Source organism: Enterobacter sp. CCUG 70166 (genome assembly GCF_020224095.1).
In the GTDB taxonomy this organism is placed as follows: domain Bacteria; phylum Pseudomonadota; class Gammaproteobacteria; order Enterobacterales; family Enterobacteriaceae; genus Enterobacter; species Enterobacter intestinihominis.
This window is the reverse complement of record NZ_NRIQ01000037.1, coordinates 1-17,574: the sequence shown is the minus strand read 5'-3', so window position 1 is coordinate 17,574 and position 17,574 is coordinate 1. Positions and strand designations below refer to the sequence as shown.

12 protein-coding genes are annotated in these 17,574 nt (G+C 55.9%); 7 read left to right on the top strand and 5 right to left on the bottom strand.

Annotated features, from left to right (window positions below; translation table 11 throughout):
• Positions 1-212 precede the first annotated feature (212 nt).
• Positions 213-662: a hypothetical protein gene (locus CKK19_RS17020; RefSeq protein ID WP_045309092.1), complete on the top strand. Its 450-nt coding sequence runs from the start codon at positions 213-215 to the stop codon at positions 660-662.
• Positions 663-733: 71 nt separating this feature from the next.
• Here CKK19_RS17020 and infA read toward each other — a convergent pair whose 3' ends face one another.
• From infA to trxB, 5 genes are all read right to left on the bottom strand, one after another.
• Positions 734-952 (bottom strand): translation initiation factor IF-1, encoded by a 219-nt coding sequence (gene infA, locus CKK19_RS17015; RefSeq protein WP_002211347.1) that lies wholly within the window; start codon positions 950-952, stop codon positions 734-736.
• Between the two features lie 284 nt (positions 953-1,236).
• Entirely contained in the window at positions 1,237-1,941 is a 705-nt protein-coding gene (aat, locus tag CKK19_RS17010; protein ID WP_023299713.1) for a leucyl/phenylalanyl-tRNA--protein transferase, read from the bottom strand.
• A gap of 45 nt (positions 1,942-1,986) precedes the next feature.
• Positions 1,987-3,708 carry a heme ABC transporter ATP-binding protein/permease CydC gene (cydC, locus tag CKK19_RS17005; protein WP_048966912.1) on the bottom strand — a complete coding sequence of 574 codons (1,722 nt, stop codon included), beginning with the start codon at positions 3,706-3,708 and terminating at the stop codon, positions 1,987-1,989.
• The gene (cydD, locus tag CKK19_RS17000; RefSeq protein ID WP_063841435.1) at positions 3,708-5,474 is read right to left on the bottom strand and encodes a heme ABC transporter permease/ATP-binding protein CydD; all 1,767 of its coding nucleotides are present in this window, start codon (positions 5,472-5,474) and stop codon (positions 3,708-3,710) included. The genes cydC and cydD overlap by 1 nt, the downstream gene beginning before the upstream one ends.
• Before the next feature lie 114 nt (positions 5,475-5,588).
• Entirely contained in the window at positions 5,589-6,557 is a 969-nt protein-coding gene (trxB, locus tag CKK19_RS16995) for a thioredoxin-disulfide reductase (protein ID WP_022647616.1), read from the bottom strand.
• A gap of 543 nt (positions 6,558-7,100) precedes the next feature.
• On the opposite strand from trxB, the gene lrp reads away from it, so the two are divergent.
• The 6 genes from lrp (at position 7,101) to dmsA (ending at position 17,550) form a co-directional block, all read left to right on the top strand.
• On the top strand, positions 7,101-7,595 hold the full coding sequence (lrp, locus tag CKK19_RS16990) for a leucine-responsive transcriptional regulator Lrp (protein WP_000228469.1): 495 nt from the start codon (positions 7,101-7,103) through the stop codon (positions 7,593-7,595).
• 135 nt (positions 7,596-7,730) lie between these two features.
• Entirely contained in the window at positions 7,731-11,414 is a 3,684-nt protein-coding gene (locus tag CKK19_RS16985; protein WP_063853950.1) for a DNA translocase FtsK 4TM domain-containing protein, read from the top strand.
• Positions 11,415-11,541: 127 nt separating this feature from the next.
• Positions 11,542-12,156: an outer membrane lipoprotein chaperone LolA gene (lolA, locus tag CKK19_RS16980; RefSeq protein WP_063853951.1), complete on the top strand. Its 615-nt coding sequence runs from the start codon at positions 11,542-11,544 to the stop codon at positions 12,154-12,156.
• 9 nt (positions 12,157-12,165) lie between these two features.
• Positions 12,166-13,509, top strand: coding sequence for a replication-associated recombination protein RarA (rarA, locus tag CKK19_RS16975; RefSeq protein ID WP_063853952.1), 1,344 nt, complete (start codon positions 12,166-12,168; stop codon positions 13,507-13,509).
• A gap of 92 nt (positions 13,510-13,601) precedes the next feature.
• Positions 13,602-14,894 carry a serine--tRNA ligase gene (gene serS / locus CKK19_RS16970; protein ID WP_003858266.1) on the top strand — a complete coding sequence of 431 codons (1,293 nt, stop codon included), beginning with the start codon at positions 13,602-13,604 and terminating at the stop codon, positions 14,892-14,894.
• 211 nt (positions 14,895-15,105) lie between these two features.
• Positions 15,106-17,550 carry a dimethylsulfoxide reductase subunit A gene (dmsA, locus tag CKK19_RS16965; protein ID WP_023299718.1) on the top strand — a complete coding sequence of 815 codons (2,445 nt, stop codon included), beginning with the start codon at positions 15,106-15,108 and terminating at the stop codon, positions 17,548-17,550.
• The last annotated feature ends 24 nt before the right edge of the window (positions 17,551-17,574 follow it).

The window sequence follows — 17,574 nt, the reverse complement described above, 5'->3', positions numbered from 1 at the left end:
TTTTTGTTTGCTCCCTCTCCCAGTGGGAGAGGGCTGGGGTGAGGGCATCAGGCCGCAGAGGAATTTTGCGAGGCGCTTTCCAGTTTCTTTCGAAGTCAGTTGCTGGATAAATCTACAGTAATAAAATGGCGTCGCACCTGCAAAATCGGGTGCCGGGATTGGCGTCCTGAAAGTGTGTGCACAGACAATCTTGCGTGCATAAAGGATTACATATGACTAATATTAATAGCTTCGCCCAGCTCTACACCGAACTCTCCCTCAACCCCGATCTCCCAACCCTGGCCGAGCGCTGCAAGCTGCTCACCGAAATCCTTCTCGACTGCAAATCTCTCCCGCAAACGCAGCCCGTTTGCCGCTGTCTCGGAGCTTATCTGGAAGAGGTAAAATCCGGCCTCACAGAATCCATGCGTGATTTTCAGGTGGTGGAATTTGAGGACGAAGCGGAACAGCCGCGACAAAAAGAGTGGTTGCTGGAAGATACAGAAACGAAATGTGACTACTGCCGGGCGTTAAACCACGTGCTGCTGGTTTCGCATTTTGACCGCGATATGTTGCCGCACCTGACGGGACTGTTGCATGACATTACCCACGCGATAGCTGAAGATTTAATCGTACCCATGAACCCGTGCATGACAATACATCTGCCGACACAGCCACACTAAGGCCATAAATAAAAAAGGCCGGGATTGTCCCGACCTTTTAAATATTCATCTGCCATTACAGGCGAAAACAATTAGCGACTACGGAAGACAATGCGGCCTTTGCTCAGGTCGTACGGGGTCAGTTCAACAGTCACTTTGTCGCCCGTCAAAATGCGGATATAGTTTTTGCGCATTTTACCGGAGATGTGCGCAGTTACCACGTGACCGTTTTCCAGTTCTACGCGAAACATGGTATTAGGCAACGTATCAAGTACGGTACCCTGCATTTCAATATTGTCTTCTTTGGCCATCTAATCCTCTGGGGTATCACTTCCAAGTTTTGAACCGGCAAGATAATGCCGAAATTCATCAATTAAGTAAAGAATTGCGCGTTTAAAACGCAGCAAAACAATTTCAGCGTATTGCCCAAGCGTCACGGTACAACCGAACGGAAAGCGCATTCGTAAAGGGGATACGACAGGATAAACGTCAGGACGTTATCTGAAGCGAGGGTCCCAAACGGCGGCGGGGCAACAGGCAGAAGCTACTCTGCGGCGTAATTATAACACCCTCATAAAAAATATGCGGAAAACATTTAGGCATTGGGCATAAAGAGCATTCTGGGAACCCAAAAATCGCGCGGAAGAGTCTCCTGTCGGCACTGTTCAAGGTGTTCGATATAGCGTCGGCGGGAAATTTCAACCGCGCCGAGCGAGGCGGTGTGCTCATTCAGCACCTGACAATCCATCAGTTGTCCGCCGCGTTGGGCAAATTCCTGGCTAAAAACCAGCAGCGCGGTTTTAGACGCATTCGTGGCGCGGGAGAACATCGACTCACCGCAGAAAAGCGTGCCCTGCGCCACCCCGTACATCCCCCCAACGAGGTCATCATCTTTCCATACTTCGATGGAGTGCGCGTAGCCCAGCTCATGAAGCTGGTGGTAGGCGATAATGATGTCGCGGGTTATCCAGGTGCCTTCATGACGATCTTCAGCGCAGCCTTCGATAACCTGCCCGAAGGCGTGATTGAGCGTGACGCGATAGGGCGAATTTGCGTGAAAACGTTTCATGCTGCGGCTCAGGTGAAACTGCCCGGGCCACAGCACGGCTCGCGGGTCCGGAGACCACCATAAAATCGGGTCGCCGGGAGAAAACCACGGGAAGATGCCGCGCTGGTAAGCCATTAAGAGACGCGCCGGGCTGAGATCGCCGCCCAAAGCCAGCAATCCGTTAGGTTCACGCAGCGCCCCCTCCGGAGAAGGGAACGCAATATTATGGCGAGAAAGCTGCACCAGGCGCATGACAACAGAACTCCAGTACGCGAGAGAGGACGCTACAAATATAGTCTACAGGCGCTGTTTAAACTGGTAGTAGCGACCCTGTTTTGCCAGCAGCTCTGCGTGATTACCTTGCTCAATTATGTGTCCGTTGTCCATCACAATTATTCGATCGAAATTCACCAGCCCACGCAGGCGGTGAGTGACCATCAGCACGGTTTTGCCTTTCATCACCTTTGTCAGTAAATCAAGAATTTGACTCTCGGTTGTCGCATCCAGACCTTCTGTCGGTTCATCCAGCAACATCAGCGGCGCATCGTGCAGCAAGGCGCGCGCAATGGCCAGACGACGCAGTTCGCCGCCGGAAAGCTGTCGGCCCCCTTCACCCAGCCAGCTGTTCAACCCGTCGTCCTCAAGCAGCTTGTGCAGCCCAACCTGTTCCAGCATCGCCCGCAGCGTATCGTCAGAGGCGTCCGGTGCCGCCAGAAGAAGATTATCGCGCAGCGTAGCGCTGAACAGGTGCACACGCTGGGGCACGACGCTGACCGTTTTACGCAAGGCCGCTTCGCTATAATCAGACAGCGGAAGGTCGTTAAACCGAATCTCGCCCTGCTGCGGGTCCCAGGCGCGCGTGAGGAGTTGCAGAAGCGTCGATTTGCCACATCCCGTACGGCCAAGGATCGCAATGCGCTGCCCGGCATCAACAGAAAGGCTGATGTCTTCCAGCGCGTTTTGCGCCTGCTTGTCGTAGGCGAAGGTGACGTTGCTGAGCGTCAGCGCGACCTGCTCCGGCACAGCGGTTTGACCCGCGCTGAACTTCACTTCCGGCTCCTGCTCTGCAATATCCGTAATGCGCAGCGCAGAGGCAATCACCTGGCCGAGATGCTGAAAGGCGCCGGTGACCGGGGCTAAGGCTTCGAAGGCTGCCAGGGCACAGAAAACAAACAGCGCAATCAGCGGGCCAGGCTGCGGGTTACCGCCCACGCCACCGGAGGCCATCCAGAGCATGGCGATAACGGCAAACCCACCGATTAACATCATCAGCGCCTGAGAAAACGCGGTCAGTTCAGACTGGCGACGCTGGGCTTCATGCCAGTTCAGTTCCGTATTTTCCATACGGGTGCGGTAGCGCTTGCTGGCACCAAAAATGGTGAGCTCGGCCTGACCCTGCAACCAGGAGGTGAGCTGCTGGCGGTATTCCCCGCGCAGACGCGTCAGGTTTTCCCCGGTGGTTTTACCTGCACGATAAAACAGGGGCGGCAGAATGATCAGCGTCATCAGCATGATGCCGCCGAGCGTCAGTGCGATGGGAACATCCAGGAAACTCAACCCCAGCGTGACCACGACAATCACCACAAACGCGCCCACCATGGGCGAGATGACGCGCAGATAGAGGTGATCCAGCGTATCCACATCCGCAACTACGCGGTTGAGTAATTCGCCCTGCCGAAAACGTGCCAGCCCGGCAGGGGAGAGGGGCAGCAATTTGCTGAACGTATAAATACGCAGGTGTTGCAGCACGCGGAAGGTCGCGTCGTGGCTGACCAGGCGTTCGAAGTAGCGCCCGGCAGTTCGCGTAATCGCCGTGCCGCGCACCCCGGCGGCAGGCAGCATGTAGTTAAAGCTGTATAGCCCGGCAAAGCCTGCGGCCGCAGACGCGGAGAGGAACCAGCCAGAAAGCGTAAGCAGGCCAATGCTGGCGAGCAGAGTGATAATCGCCAGTACGATCCCGAGCGTCAGCATCCATTTGTGGCGTTTATACAAAGCAAGATAGGGAAGCAGGGCGCGCATCAGATATCCTCCTGACGGTTCGCCAGCAGGGTCGCAAAGGGCCCCTGCGCGGCAACAAGCGCGGCGTAATCGCCTTGCTCAACAATGTGTCCGTTTTCCATCACCCAGATCTGATCCCAGTCGGCAATACCTTCCAGCTGGTGGGTCACCATCAGGGTAGTTTGCTGGCGTGAGGCTGCGTTAAGCGCATCCATCACGCGCTGCTCGCTGTGAGCGTCCAGGCTGGCGGCGGGTTCGTCCAGCAGCATTAACGAACAGGGGTTCAGCAGCGCACGGGCAACCGCGACGCGCTGTGCCTGGCCCACTGACAGCCCGGCAGACTGATCGCCAATGAGGGTATCGACACCCTGCGCAAGCAGCGGCAAAAACTCGCTGACCCAGGCGCGGTCGAGGACCGATTGCAGCTCATCGTCACGCGCATCCGGCCTTGCCAGCAGCACATTCTCGCGCAGCGTCGGGGCAGGCAGCTGAGGGTTTTGACCCACCCAGCTTAGCTGTTTACGCCAGGCATCAGGATCGAGCTCGCGCAGCTCCGTTTTGTTGATACGCAGCGATCCGGTGTACGCCATAAAACCTGACAGCGCATTCAACAATGAGCTTTTACCTGAGCCGCTGGTACCCACCAGCACCACACGTTGCCCGGCAGGCAGGGTAAAGTTCAGCGGGCCGGCCAGCACTTTGCCTTCAGGCGACAGAACAGAAAAATCCTGTGCTTCAATGGTCACCGGATCGTTCGTATTCAGCGTCACCTCACCACGCTCCGGATGTGCCAGCGGCGTTTCCATAAAGGTTTTCAGGCTGTCGGCAGCACCCACCGCCTGCGCTTTGGCATGGTAAAAGGTGCCGAGATCGCGAAGCGGCTGGAAAAATTCCGGGGCCAGGATCAGCGCCAGGAACCCGGCGGAAAGCGTGACCGCCGTACCGTAGTGGCCAAAGTCCAGCGCGCCGAGGTAGGAGAAGCCAAAGTAAACCGCCACCAGCGCAATCGACAGGGAGGTAAAGAACTCGAGCACGCCGGAAGAAAGGAAGGCCATGCGCAACACTTCCATGGTGCGCTGACGAAAATCCTGCGACGCCAGGCGAATGTTTTCGGTTTCCGCTTCACCACGACCAAAGATCCGCAGGGTTTCCATTCCGCGCAGACGGTCCAGGAAATGACCGCTCAACCGACCCAGCGCAAGGAAGTTGCGACGGTTGGCATCTGCCGCGCCCATGCCGACCATCGCCATAAACAGCGGGATGAGCGGGGCGGTCCCCATCAGGATCAGAGCCGCTACCCAGTTAACAGGGAAGATGGCGATAACAATCATCAGAGGCACAAACACTGCCAGCGCCATCTGTGGAAGATAACGCGCATAGTAATCGTGCATATCGTCGATTTGCTCAAGGATCAGCGTCGCCCAGCTACCGGCCGGTTTGCCCTGGATCCACGCAGGCCCGGCTTCCGAAAGCCGGTCGAGCACTTTGCGGCGGATCTCATAGCGGATGTGCTGGCCGGCATGGAACCCAACCCGCTCGCGCAGCCAGACCACCCACGCACGCAGGACGATAACCAGCACCAGAACGATAAACGGCAGCAGCAGCGCTTCGCGCGGGATGCTCTCCATGATCATATGATTGAGAATGCGGGCCAGCAGCCATGCCTGGGCAACAATCAACAGACCGCTGATAAATCCCAGAACGCGGGAGATCATAAGCCAGCGGCGGGACAGAACGCTTTGCTGTTTCAGCCAGCGCGTTAACTCTTGTTGACGGGTTTTTTCCATTGCGTACTTTGCAGGTGACGTTATAAGAAATTAGACATCTGCATGTTACACGTGAGCAAAAATAAAGGCGACCAGTGGCCGCCTTTATTTACGTTTGTTACTGACTTGTAAAGATTATTTACCTTGTTCTGCCAGTCCGTCCAGATAGCGTTCTGCGTCCAGCGCGGCCATACAGCCGGTGCCCGCAGAGGTGATCGCCTGACGATAAATATGGTCCATCACGTCGCCAGCCGCGAAGACGCCTGGGATGCTGGTCTGCGTCGCATTGCCGTGAATGCCAGACTGCACTTTGATGTAGCCGTTCTCCAGCTCAAGTTGGCCTTCGAAAATGGCCGTGTTCGGGCTGTGACCGATTGCCACAAACAGGCCTGCCACCTCCAGCGTTTCGACGGTGTCGGTGTTCTGCGTATCACGAATTCGCAGACCTGCCACACCCATCTGATCGCCGGTCACTTCTTCCAGCGTACGGTTGGTATGCAGCACAATGTTGCCGCTCGCCACTTTATCCATCAGGCGTTTGATCAGGATCTTCTCGGCGCGGAAGGTGTCGCGACGGTGGATCAGGTGTACTTCTGAGGCGATGTTCGCCAGATACAACGCTTCTTCCACAGCGGTGTTGCCGCCGCCAATCACCGCAACTTTCTGGTTGCGATAGAAGAAACCATCGCAGGTCGCGCAGGCTGATACGCCGCGCCCTTTGAATGCTTCTTCAGACGGCAGACCGAGATAACGGGCAGAGGCACCGGTAGCGATGATCAGCGCATCGCAGGTGTATTCACCGCTGTCGCCGGTCAGACGGAACGGACGGTTCTGCAAATCCACTTTATTAATGTGGTCGAACAGGATTTCGGTTTCGAATTTAGCAGCATGCTCGTGCATGCGCTCCATCAGCAGCGGCCCGGTCAGGTCGTTCGGGTCGCCCGGCCAGTTTTCCACTTCCGTGGTGGTGGTCAGCTGACCGCCTTTTTCCATCCCGGTAATCAGTACCGGTTGCAGGTTAGCGCGTGCAGCATAGACCGCTGCGGTATATCCCGCAGGTCCAGAACCAAGGATTAGCAGCTTACTGTGTTTGGTCGTGCCCATGAGATCCCCATTGTTGTTGGCAGGCAATGGGCTGGATTGTAGGGAATTTGTTGCCGTAAAAAAAGAGCACGACAGTTTTGCTTCCGATATATGCAATAGTCACGCCCTATGGATCAGACACGGTCATATCACGTCTGCTACTGAAAATCGCGCGTTTATAAGGCAATAAAATGATGATTAATACCCCCCCGTAATGAATATCCGGCATCTTGTACTAAAAATCGATGTTTTGCTTTGACAATCCCCTGCGCTTTTGCGAAAACATTCAAGGAAGAAAAAAAGACGCATGAACTGCATGTCGAATAGACATGCACGTAAATGCCATTTTTACCGGGTCAGTGAAATCTACGCATGGTGTGGACAGACGCCATACGTGATGTCTGTGACTGCTTTCGGGCAACGGTCTTCTTACCGCAGAACCCGAATCCACATCGCGTCTAATACATAACCAGGCGATGTGATGAATAACGGGTGCAGGCTCTGAACAGTGATGTGCACAGGGTCCAGGCAGGAGTAGGGAAGGAATACAGAGAGACAATAATAATGGTAGATAGCAAGAAGCGCCCTGGCAAAGATCTCGACCGTATCGATCGTAACATTCTTAATGAATTGCAAAAGGATGGGCGTATTTCCAACGTCGAGCTTTCAAAACGTGTGGGACTTTCCCCGACGCCGTGCCTTGAGCGTGTGCGTCGACTGGAAAGACAGGGTTTTATTCAGGGCTATACGGCTCTGCTAAACCCGCATTATCTGGATGCCTCACTTCTGGTATTTGTTGAGATTACTCTGAATCGTGGTGCGCCGGATGTGTTTGAGCAATTTAACGCCGCTGTACAAAAACTTGAAGAAATTCAAGAGTGTCATCTGGTTTCCGGTGATTTTGACTACCTGTTAAAAACCCGTGTGCCTGATATGTCCGCCTACCGTAAGCTGCTGGGTGAAACCCTGCTGCGTCTGCCAGGCGTGAACGACACCCGTACTTATGTGGTGATGGAAGAGGTCAAACAGAGCAATCGTCTGGTTATTAAGACGCGCTAACACGGAACAGGTGCAAAATCAGTGTAGTTTGATTACACTCCTGTTAATCCATACAGCAACAGTGCCGGGGATACCCGGCGCTGTTGTCCGTTTTAGCACACAGGCAGGACATGCCTGATACCTGGAGAGCCTTTCTTGAGCCAGGAATACACTGAAGACAAAGAAGTCACATTATCTAAGCTAAGCAGCGGACGTCGTCTCCTCGAGGCGTTACTGATTGTTATTGCCCTTTTTGCCGTCTGGCTGATGGCCGCCTTACTCAGTTTCAACCCCTCAGATCCCAGCTGGTCGCAAACCGCATGGCATGAGCCTATTCATAACTTAGGTGGCGTTCCCGGTGCCTGGCTTGCGGACACGCTCTTTTTCATTTTCGGAGTGATGGCTTATACCCTTCCCGTCATCATTATTGGCGGATGCTGGTTTGCCTGGCGTCATCGACAGAACGACGACTACATCGATTATTTTGCCGTTTCGCTGCGCCTGATTGGCGCCCTGGCGCTGATCCTCACCTCCTGTGGGCTGGCGGCGATCAACGCTGATGATATCTGGTACTTCGCCTCCGGCGGGGTGATCGGCAGCCTGTTGAGCTCCGCGCTGCAACCGATGCTTCATAGCAGCGGCGGCACGCTGGCGCTGCTCTGTATCTGGGCGGCGGGCCTGACGCTGTTTACCGGCTGGTCCTGGGTGAGCATTGCTGAGAAGATCGGCAGCTTTATTCTGACGCTGCTGACGTTCGCCAGCAACCGTACCCGTCGTGACGATACGTGGGTCGATGAAGACGAGTATGAAGATGAGTACGAAGAGGAAGACGAGGCGCCTGTACAGCGGCGTGAATCTCGCCGCGCGCGTATTCTGCGCGGTGCTCTGGCGCGCCGCCAGCGCGTCGCTGAAAAATTTGCTAACCCGTTAGGCCGTAAAACGGATGCCGCGCTGTTCTCCGGCAAACGTATGGATGAAGACGAGCAGATTGAGTATCGCGGTGCGGCCGTCGAACCTGATGACGTACTGTTCTCTGGCCATCGAGCGACGCCGGGAGAGTATGACGAATACGATCCGCTGCTGAATGGCCACTCCGTGACTGAACCGGTAGCCGCTGCTGCTGCCGCAACGACGGCTGCTCAGGCCCATGTTGCGCCTGTTGAAGCCGTGATGCCGTCCTCGCCTGTTCCGGCACCGGAGTCCGCGATCCAGCAACCGCAGGTAGACTGGCAGACTGCGCCAGGCGTCCATACGCCTGAACCGACCATTGCGCCTGAGCCTGAAAGTTATATTCCTGTGCAGCAGGAACAGTGGCAGCAACCGTATCAGCCGCCTGAGCCTGCCAGCGTGCCGCAACAACCGTATCAGGCTTATACGCCCGAACCCGCTGTACCTGAACAGCCATACGTTGCACCGGTGTCTGAACCCGAAGTGGTGGAGGAAGCGAAGCCATCCCGTCCGCCATTATACTATTTTGAAGAAGTGGAAGAGCGCCGCGCCCGTGAGCGCGAGCAGCTTGCCGCCTGGTATCAGCCCGTGCCCGAGCCGGTGCAGGAGCCTGTTGCAAAAGCGCCTTCGGTCAGCGTTCCACCTGTAGAACCTACGCCAGCCGTTGCGTCGGGTGCAGAAGCCGTGAAGCAGGCAACGGCAGCCGCTGCCGCGTCCGCTCCGCTATTCAGCCCGGCAGCCGACAGCGCCCCGCGTCCTCAGGTGAAAGAGGGCATTGGTCCACAGCTGCCGCGCCCTAACCGCGTGCGCGTACCGACTCGCCGGGAGCTGGCCTCTTATGGCATTAAATTGCCTTCCCAGCGTATGGCGGAAGAAAAAGCCCGTGAGTCCGACTACGAAGATGATGCCGACGAACTGCATCAGGATGAGCTGGCGCGTCAGTTTGCTGCCCAGCAGAATCAGCGTTACGGCGAAGAGTATCAGCATGACGTGCCTTCACAGCATCACGTGCCTTCACAGCAGGACGACGATGATGCGGCCGAAGCGGAGCTGGCGCGCCAGTTTGCAGCAACGCAGCAGCAGCGTTATTCCGGTGAGCAACCTTCGGGGGCAAACCCGTTCTCGCTGTCGGATTTCGAATTCTCACCAATGAAAGATCTGGTGGATGATGGCCCAAGCGAACCGCTGTTCACGCCGAGCGTAATGCCGGAAGCGGAGCCGGTGCGTCAGCCGCCTGCACCACAGGCTTATGTGCAGCCGCAACAGCCGGCGCCGCAGGCGTATGCGCAGCCGCAGATACCTTCTCAACCGCCTCAGCCACAGTTCCAGCAGCCAGCACCACAGCCGCAGGAGAGCCTGATTCACCCGCTGCTGATGCGTAACGGAGACAGCCGACCGCTGCAACGACCAAGTACGCCGCTACCGTCGCTGGATCTGTTAACGCCACCGCCAGCGGAAGTCGAGCCGGTGGATACCTTTGCCCTTGAGCAGATGGCCCGTCTGGTGGAAGCGCGTCTGGCTGACTTCCGCATTAAAGCGGACGTGGTGAACTACTCACCGGGCCCGGTGATCACCCGTTTCGAACTGAACCTGGCACCGGGCGTAAAAGCGGCGCGTATTTCTAACCTCTCCCGCGACCTGGCGCGTTCTCTGTCCACCGTGGCGGTACGTGTGGTGGAAGTGATCCCAGGCAAGCCTTACGTTGGCCTTGAGCTGCCAAACAAGAAACGCCAGACCGTTTATCTGCGTGAAGTTCTGGATAACACCAAATTCCGCGACAACCCGTCCCCGCTGACCGTGGTGCTGGGTAAAGATATCGCCGGCGATCCGGTGGTTGCCGATCTCGCGAAGATGCCGCACCTGCTGGTTGCGGGTACAACAGGCTCGGGTAAATCGGTCGGTGTGAACGCCATGATCCTCAGTATGCTCTACAAAGCGCAGCCTGAAGACGTGCGTTTCATCATGATCGACCCAAAAATGCTCGAACTGTCCGTCTACGAAGGCATTCCGCATCTGTTAACGGAAGTGGTTACCGACATGAAGGACGCCGCCAACGCATTACGCTGGAGCGTCAATGAAATGGAGCGTCGCTACAAGCTGATGTCGGCGCTGGGCGTGCGTAACCTGGCCGGTTATAACGAGAAAATCGCCGAGGCGGCGCGTATGGGCCGTCCGATTCCGGACCCATACTGGAAGCCGGGTGACAGCATGGATGCCCAGCATCCGGTGCTGGAAAAACTGCCTTACATCGTGGTGCTGGTGGATGAATTTGCCGACCTGATGATGACCGTTGGCAAGAAAGTGGAAGAGCTGATTGCGCGTCTGGCACAGAAAGCGCGTGCGGCGGGCATCCACCTGGTACTGGCAACGCAGCGTCCGTCCGTGGATGTAATCACCGGTCTTATTAAGGCAAACATCCCGACCCGTATCGCGTTTACCGTGTCGAGTAAAATTGACTCCCGTACTATCCTTGACCAGGGCGGAGCAGAGTCGCTGCTGGGGATGGGTGATATGCTCTATTCCGGGCCGAACTCCACCTCGCCTGTGCGTGTTCACGGTGCGTTTGTTCGCGACCAGGAAGTGCACGCGGTTGTGCAGGACTGGAAAGCGCGCGGGCGACCGCAATATGTTGACGGCATCACCTCTGACAGCGAAAACGAAGGTGGCGGCGGTGGTTTTGACGGCGGCGAAGAGCTGGATCCGTTATTCGACCAGGCGGTTAATTTCGTCACCGAAAAACGCAAAGCGTCCATCTCCGGCGTGCAGCGCCAGTTCCGTATCGGTTACAACCGCGCGGCGCGTATCATTGAGCAGATGGAAGCCCAGGGCATCGTGAGCGAACAGGGGCACAACGGTAACCGTGAGGTGCTGGCGCCACCGCCTTTTGAGTAATCTTCAGCGATTGCAAAGAAGGGTAAATCAGCAAAAATTAAGCATATTCTTCTGTCGCCTGCCTTCGGGCAGGTACAGAATAGAAACGGAACCCCCATATCGGGAAGACGTATTTTAAGGAATAACAATGAAAAAAATCGCCATCGCCTGTGCATTACTCTCCAGTTTTGTTGCCAGCAGCGTCTGGGCTGATGCAGCCAGCGACCTTAAAAGCCGACTGGATAAAGTGAGCAGTTTCCACGCCAGCTTCACGCAAAAAGTGACTGACGGCAGCGGCAACGCGGTGCAGGAAGGCCAGGGAGATTTGTGGGTGAAACGCCCAAATCTGTTCAACTGGCACATGACCCAGCCGGATGAAAGCGTTCTGGTGTCTGACGGTAAAACCCTATGGTTCTACAATCCGTTTGTTGAGCAGGCGACCGCCACCTGGCTAAAAGACGCGACCAGCAATACGCCGTTTATGCTCATTGCCCGTAACCAGTCCAGCGACTGGCAGCAGTACAACATCAAACAAAACGGTGATGAGTTCGTCCTTACGCCAAAAGGCAGCAACGGTAATCTGAAGCAGTTCACCATTAACGTGAGCAGCAACGGTACCATCAATCAGTTCGGCGCGGTTGAGCAGGACGATCAGCGCAGCAGCTATCAGTTGAAGTCTCAGCAAAACGGCGCCATTGATGCATCGAAATTCACCTTTACCCCGCCGCAGGGCGTAATGGTGGACGATCAACGCAATAAGTAAGAGGCATGAGTGAGCAACCTGTCGCTCGATTTTTCAGATAATGCGTTTCAACCTCTGGCCGCCCGTATGCGGCCAGAAAATTTAGCGCAGTACATCGGTCAGCAACATCTGCTGGCTGCGGGGAAACCCTTGCCGCGCGCTATTGAGGCGGGGCATCTGCACTCCATGATCCTCTGGGGGCCACCCGGCACCGGAAAAACCACGCTCGCTGAAGTGATCGCCCGCTATGCCAACGCGGACGTTGAGCGCATCTCGGCGGTCACGTCGGGGGTGAAAGAGATCCGCGAGGCGATCGAGCGGGCGCGACAAAACCGCAATGCCGGACGTCGCACCATTCTGTTTGTCGACGAAGTTCACCGCTTCAACAAGAGCCAGCAGGACGCCTTTCTGCCGCACATTGAAGACGGTACGATTTTCTTTATCGGCGCCACCACGGAAAACCCGTCGTTTGAACTGAACTCTGCGCTGCTCTCCCGGGCGCGCGTGTATCTGCTTAAATCGCTGACCACGGAAGATATCGAAAAAGTTCTGACGCAGGCGATGGAGGACAACGCGCGTGGTTACGGCGGGCAGGATATCGTTCTGCCGGACGAGACGCGTCTTGCTATCGCCGAACTGGTTAACGGTGATGCCCGTCGTGCGTTGAACACGCTCGAAATGATGGTCGATATGGCCGAAGTGGACGATGCGGGCAAGCGCGTATTAAAGCCTGAACTGCTCACCGAAATTGCCGGTGAGCGTAGCGCGCGCTTCGATAATAAAGGCGATCGTTTTTACGACCTCATCTCTGCTTTACATAAGTCCGTGCGCGGCAGCGCTCCGGATGCGGCGCTCTACTGGTATGCGCGTATCATCACCGCCGGTGGCGATCCGTTATATGTCGCGCGTCGCTGCCTGGCGATTGCGTCAGAAGATGTCGGTAATGCCGATCCACGCGCCATGCAGGTCGCTATTTCCGCCTGGGACTGCTTTACCCGCGTCGGGCCTGCGGAGGGCGAGCGTGCCATTGCGCAGGCAATTGTCTATCTGGCTTGCGCACCGAAAAGTAACGCGGTGTATACCGCCTTCAAAGCGGCGATGTCGGATGCTCGTGAACGTCCGGACTACGATGTGCCGGTTCATCTGCGCAATGCGCCTACCAAATTGATGAAAGAGATGGGTTACGGGCAGGAGTATCGCTACGCCCATGACGAACCCAACGCCTACGCCGCCGGGGAAGAGTATTTCCCGCAGGAGATGGCACAAACCCGCTATTATCACCCCACAAACAGAGGTCTTGAGGGTAAGATTGGCGAAAAGCTCGCCTGGCTTGCCGGACAGGATCAAAATAGCCCTATAAAACGCTACCGTTAGTTCAATCGTTGCGGTAATGTTGGCAATATATCTCTGTGGCTGCAGGCTGTGGTCACTTTTTCCTCTTTTAATTCGATAAGCACAGGATAAGCATGCTCGATCCCAATCTGCTGCGTAATGAGCCAGACGCAGTCGCTGAAAAACTGGCACGCCGGGGCTTTAAGCTGGATGTAGATAAGCTGCGCGCTCTTGAAGAGCGTCGTAAAGTTTTGCAGGTACAAACAGAAAATCTGCAGGCAGAGCGTAATTCTCGATCGAAATCCATTGGCCAGGCGAAAGCGCGCGGGGAAGATATTGAGCCATTACGCCTGGAAGTGAACAAACTGGGTGAAGAGCTGGATCAGGCGAAAGCTGAACTGGACGTTCTTCAGGCTGAAATTCGTGATATCGCTCTGGCGATCCCGAACATTCCTGACGACAGCGTCCCTGTCGGCAAAGACGAAAACGACAACGTTGAAGTGAAACGCTGGGGTACGCCTCGCGAGTTTGACTTCGAGGTGCGCGATCACGTGACGCTGGGCGAAATGCACGCGGGCCTGGACTTTGCGGCTGCGGTTAAGCTGACCGGTTCTCGTTTCGTGGTAATGAAAGGTCAGATTGCTCACCTGCACCGCGCGCTGGCACAGTTTATGCTGGATCTGCACACCGAGCAGCATGGCTACAGCGAAACCTACGTTCCGTATCTGGTTAACCACGATACGCTGTACGGTACAGGCCAGCTGCCGAAATTTGCCGGCGATCTGTTCCATACCCGTCCGCTGGACGAAGAAGCTGACAGCAGCAACTACGCGCTGATCCCAACCGCGGAAGTGCCGCTGACCAACCTCGTGCGTGATGAGATCATCGACGAAGACGATCTGCCAATCAAACTGACTGCGCACTCTCCATGTTTCCGTTCTGAAGCCGGTTCTTACGGTCGTGATACGCGCGGTCTGATCCGTATGCACCAGTTCGATAAAGTTGAGATGGTGCAGATCGTTCGTCCGGAAGAGTCTATGGACGCGCTGGAAGAGATGACAGGTCACGCAGAGAAAGTGCTGGAGCTGCTGGGGCTGCCATACCGCCGTATGGCGCTGTGCACTGGTGACATGGGCTTCGGCGCCTGCAAAACCTTCGACCTCGAAGTCTGGGTGCCTGCGCAAAACACCTACCGTGAAATCTCCTCTTGCTCTAACGTCTGGGATTTCCAGGCGCGTCGTATGCAGGCGCGTTGCCGCAGCAAGTCCGACAAGAAGACCCGTCTGGTTCATACCCTGAACGGTTCTGGTCTGGCGGTTGGCCGTACGCTGGTTGCCGTGCTGGAGAACTACCAGCAGGCAGATGGTCGTATTGAGATCCCTGAGGTGCTGCGTCCTTACATGAAAGGCCAGCAGTTCATCGGCTAAAATTTTGCTGCAAAACAAAAAAGCGCCTCAGGGCGCTTTTTTTATATCTTTGATTTGATACGACGCAATATTCCCTCCCTCTAAAGTAGTAATACTCCTCCGAACGAAAGTTAGCATAAAACACCTGTAACGAAGGAATTCGTTATATATAAAACTACATAGCGGTATGCGCCGCCTCTCTTTTCTTTGTGAGCAACCAAAGTGAGTCTTTATGAAAATCAAAGCGCCTGAAGCGTTAATGGCTGCCGAGGTCACTCGCCGTGGGTTGATGAAAACCACGGCAATAGGTGGTCTGGCGGTTGCCAGCAGCGCCTTTACGCTTCCTTTTACCCGTCTGGCGTCGGCGGCGGAGGCTCTGTCTCCCGCTTCAGCCCCGGAAAAAGTGGTGTGGAGTGCCTGTACCGTTAACTGTGGTAGCCGTTGTCCCCTGCGTATGCATGTTGTGGACGGTGAAATCAAATACGTTGAAACCGACAATACCGGCGATGATAACTACGAAGGGTTACACCAGGTTCGTGCCTGTCTGCGTGGCCGCTCAATGCGCCGTCGCGTTTATAACCCGGATCGTCTGAAATATCCGATGAAGCGTGTCGGTAAGCGTGGGGAAGGGAAGTTCGAGCGCATTAGCTGGGACGAAGCCTACGATATTATCGCGACCAACATGCAGCGCCTGATCAAAGAATACGGCAACGAATCCATCTACCTGAACTATGGCACCGGGACGCTGGGCGGCACCATGACCCGCTCCTGGCCGCCGGGTAAAACGCTGGTAGCGCGCCTGATGAACTGCTGCGGCGGCTATCTCAACCATTATGGCGACTACTCTTCCGCACAGATTGCCGCGGGCCTGAACTACACCTATGGCGGCTGGGCAGACGGTAACAGCCCGTCGGATATAGAAAACAGCAAGCTGGTGGTATTGTTCGGCAACAACCCGGGCGAAACGCGTATGAGCGGCGGTGGGGTAACCTATTATCTTGAGCAGGCGCGCGCCAAATCCAACGCACGTATGATCATCGTCGATCCGCGCTACACCGATACCGGCGCGGGGCGAGAAGACGAGTGGATCCCTATCCGCCCTGGTACCGATGCGGCGCTGGTCAATGCGCTGGCGTATGTGATGATCACTGAAAACCTCGTCGATCAGCCGTTCCTTGATAAATACTGCGTCGGCTATGACGAGAAGACGCTGCCAGCCAGCGCACCGGCTAACGGGCATTACAAAGCGTATATTCTTGGTCAGGGCAGCGACGGGGTAGCGAAAACCCCTGAGTGGGCATCCACCATCACCGGCATTCCAGTCGAACGTATTGTTCAGCTGGCCCGTGAAATTGGTTCAGCAAAACCGGCTTATATCAGCCAGGGCTGGGGACCGCAGCGTCACGCGAACGGCGAAATTGCCACCCGCGCTATTTCTATGCTCTCGATTCTGACTGGCAACGTCGGCATTCACGGCGGTAATAGCGGGGCGCGTGAAGGCTCGTATGAAGTACCGTTTGAACGTATGCCAACGCTGGATAACCCGGTTCAGACCAGCATCTCCATGTTTATGTGGACGGACGCGATCGAGCGCGGCCCGGAAATGACCGCGCTACGCGACGGTGTTCGGGGCAAAGATAAGCTGGATGTGCCGATCAAAATGATCTGGAACTATGCCGGTAACTGCCTGATCAACCAGCACTCTGAAATCAACCGCACCCATGAAATTTTGCAGGACGACAAGAAGTGCGAAATGATTGTGGTGATCGACTGCCATATGACCTCATCGGCGAAGTATGCCGATATTCTGCTCCCAGACTGCACCGCCTCTGAGCAGATGGATTTCGCGCTGGACGCCTCCTGCGGCAACATGTCCTATGTGATCTTCACAGACCAGGCCATCAAACCGCGCTTCGAGTGCAAAACTATCTATGAGATGACGTCCGAGCTGGCGAAACGTCTTGGCGTTGAGCAGCAGTTCACAGAGGGGCGTACTCAGGAAGAGTGGATGCGCCATCTGCACGAGCTCTCACGCAAAGCCATTCCAGACCTGCCGGACTTCGATACCTTCCGCAAGCAGGGCATGTACAAGCAGCGCGATCCGGAAGGGCATCACGTGGCGTATAAAGCCTTCCGCGACGATCCGCAGGCCAATCCGCTGACCACGCCGTCGGGCAAAATCGAGATCTACTCCGAAGAGCTGGCAAAAATTGCCGCAACGTGGGAATTGCCGGAAGGGGACGTTATCGATCCGCTGCCGATCTATACGCCTGGCTTCGAAAACTACAACGATCCGCTGACGGAGAAATTCCCACTTCAGTTAACCGGTTTCCACTACAAAGCGCGTGTTCACTCCACCTACGGCAACGTTGACGTTCTGAAAGCGGCCTGCCGACAGGAGATGTGGATCAACCCGATGGATGCGAAAGCGCGCGGCATCAGTAATGGCGATCGCGTACGTATCTTCAACGGACGTGGCGAAGTGCATATCGAAGCTAAAGTGACTCCGCGCATGATGCCTGGCGTTGTCGCGCTGGGGGAAGGGGCCTGGTATAACCCGGATGCGAACCGTATCGATCAGGCGGGCTGCATCAACGTTCTCACTACGCAGCGTCCATCGCCGCTGGCGAAGGGCAACCCATCCCACACAAACCTCGTTCAGGTTGAAAAGGCGTAAGGAGTAACCGATGACAACCCAGTA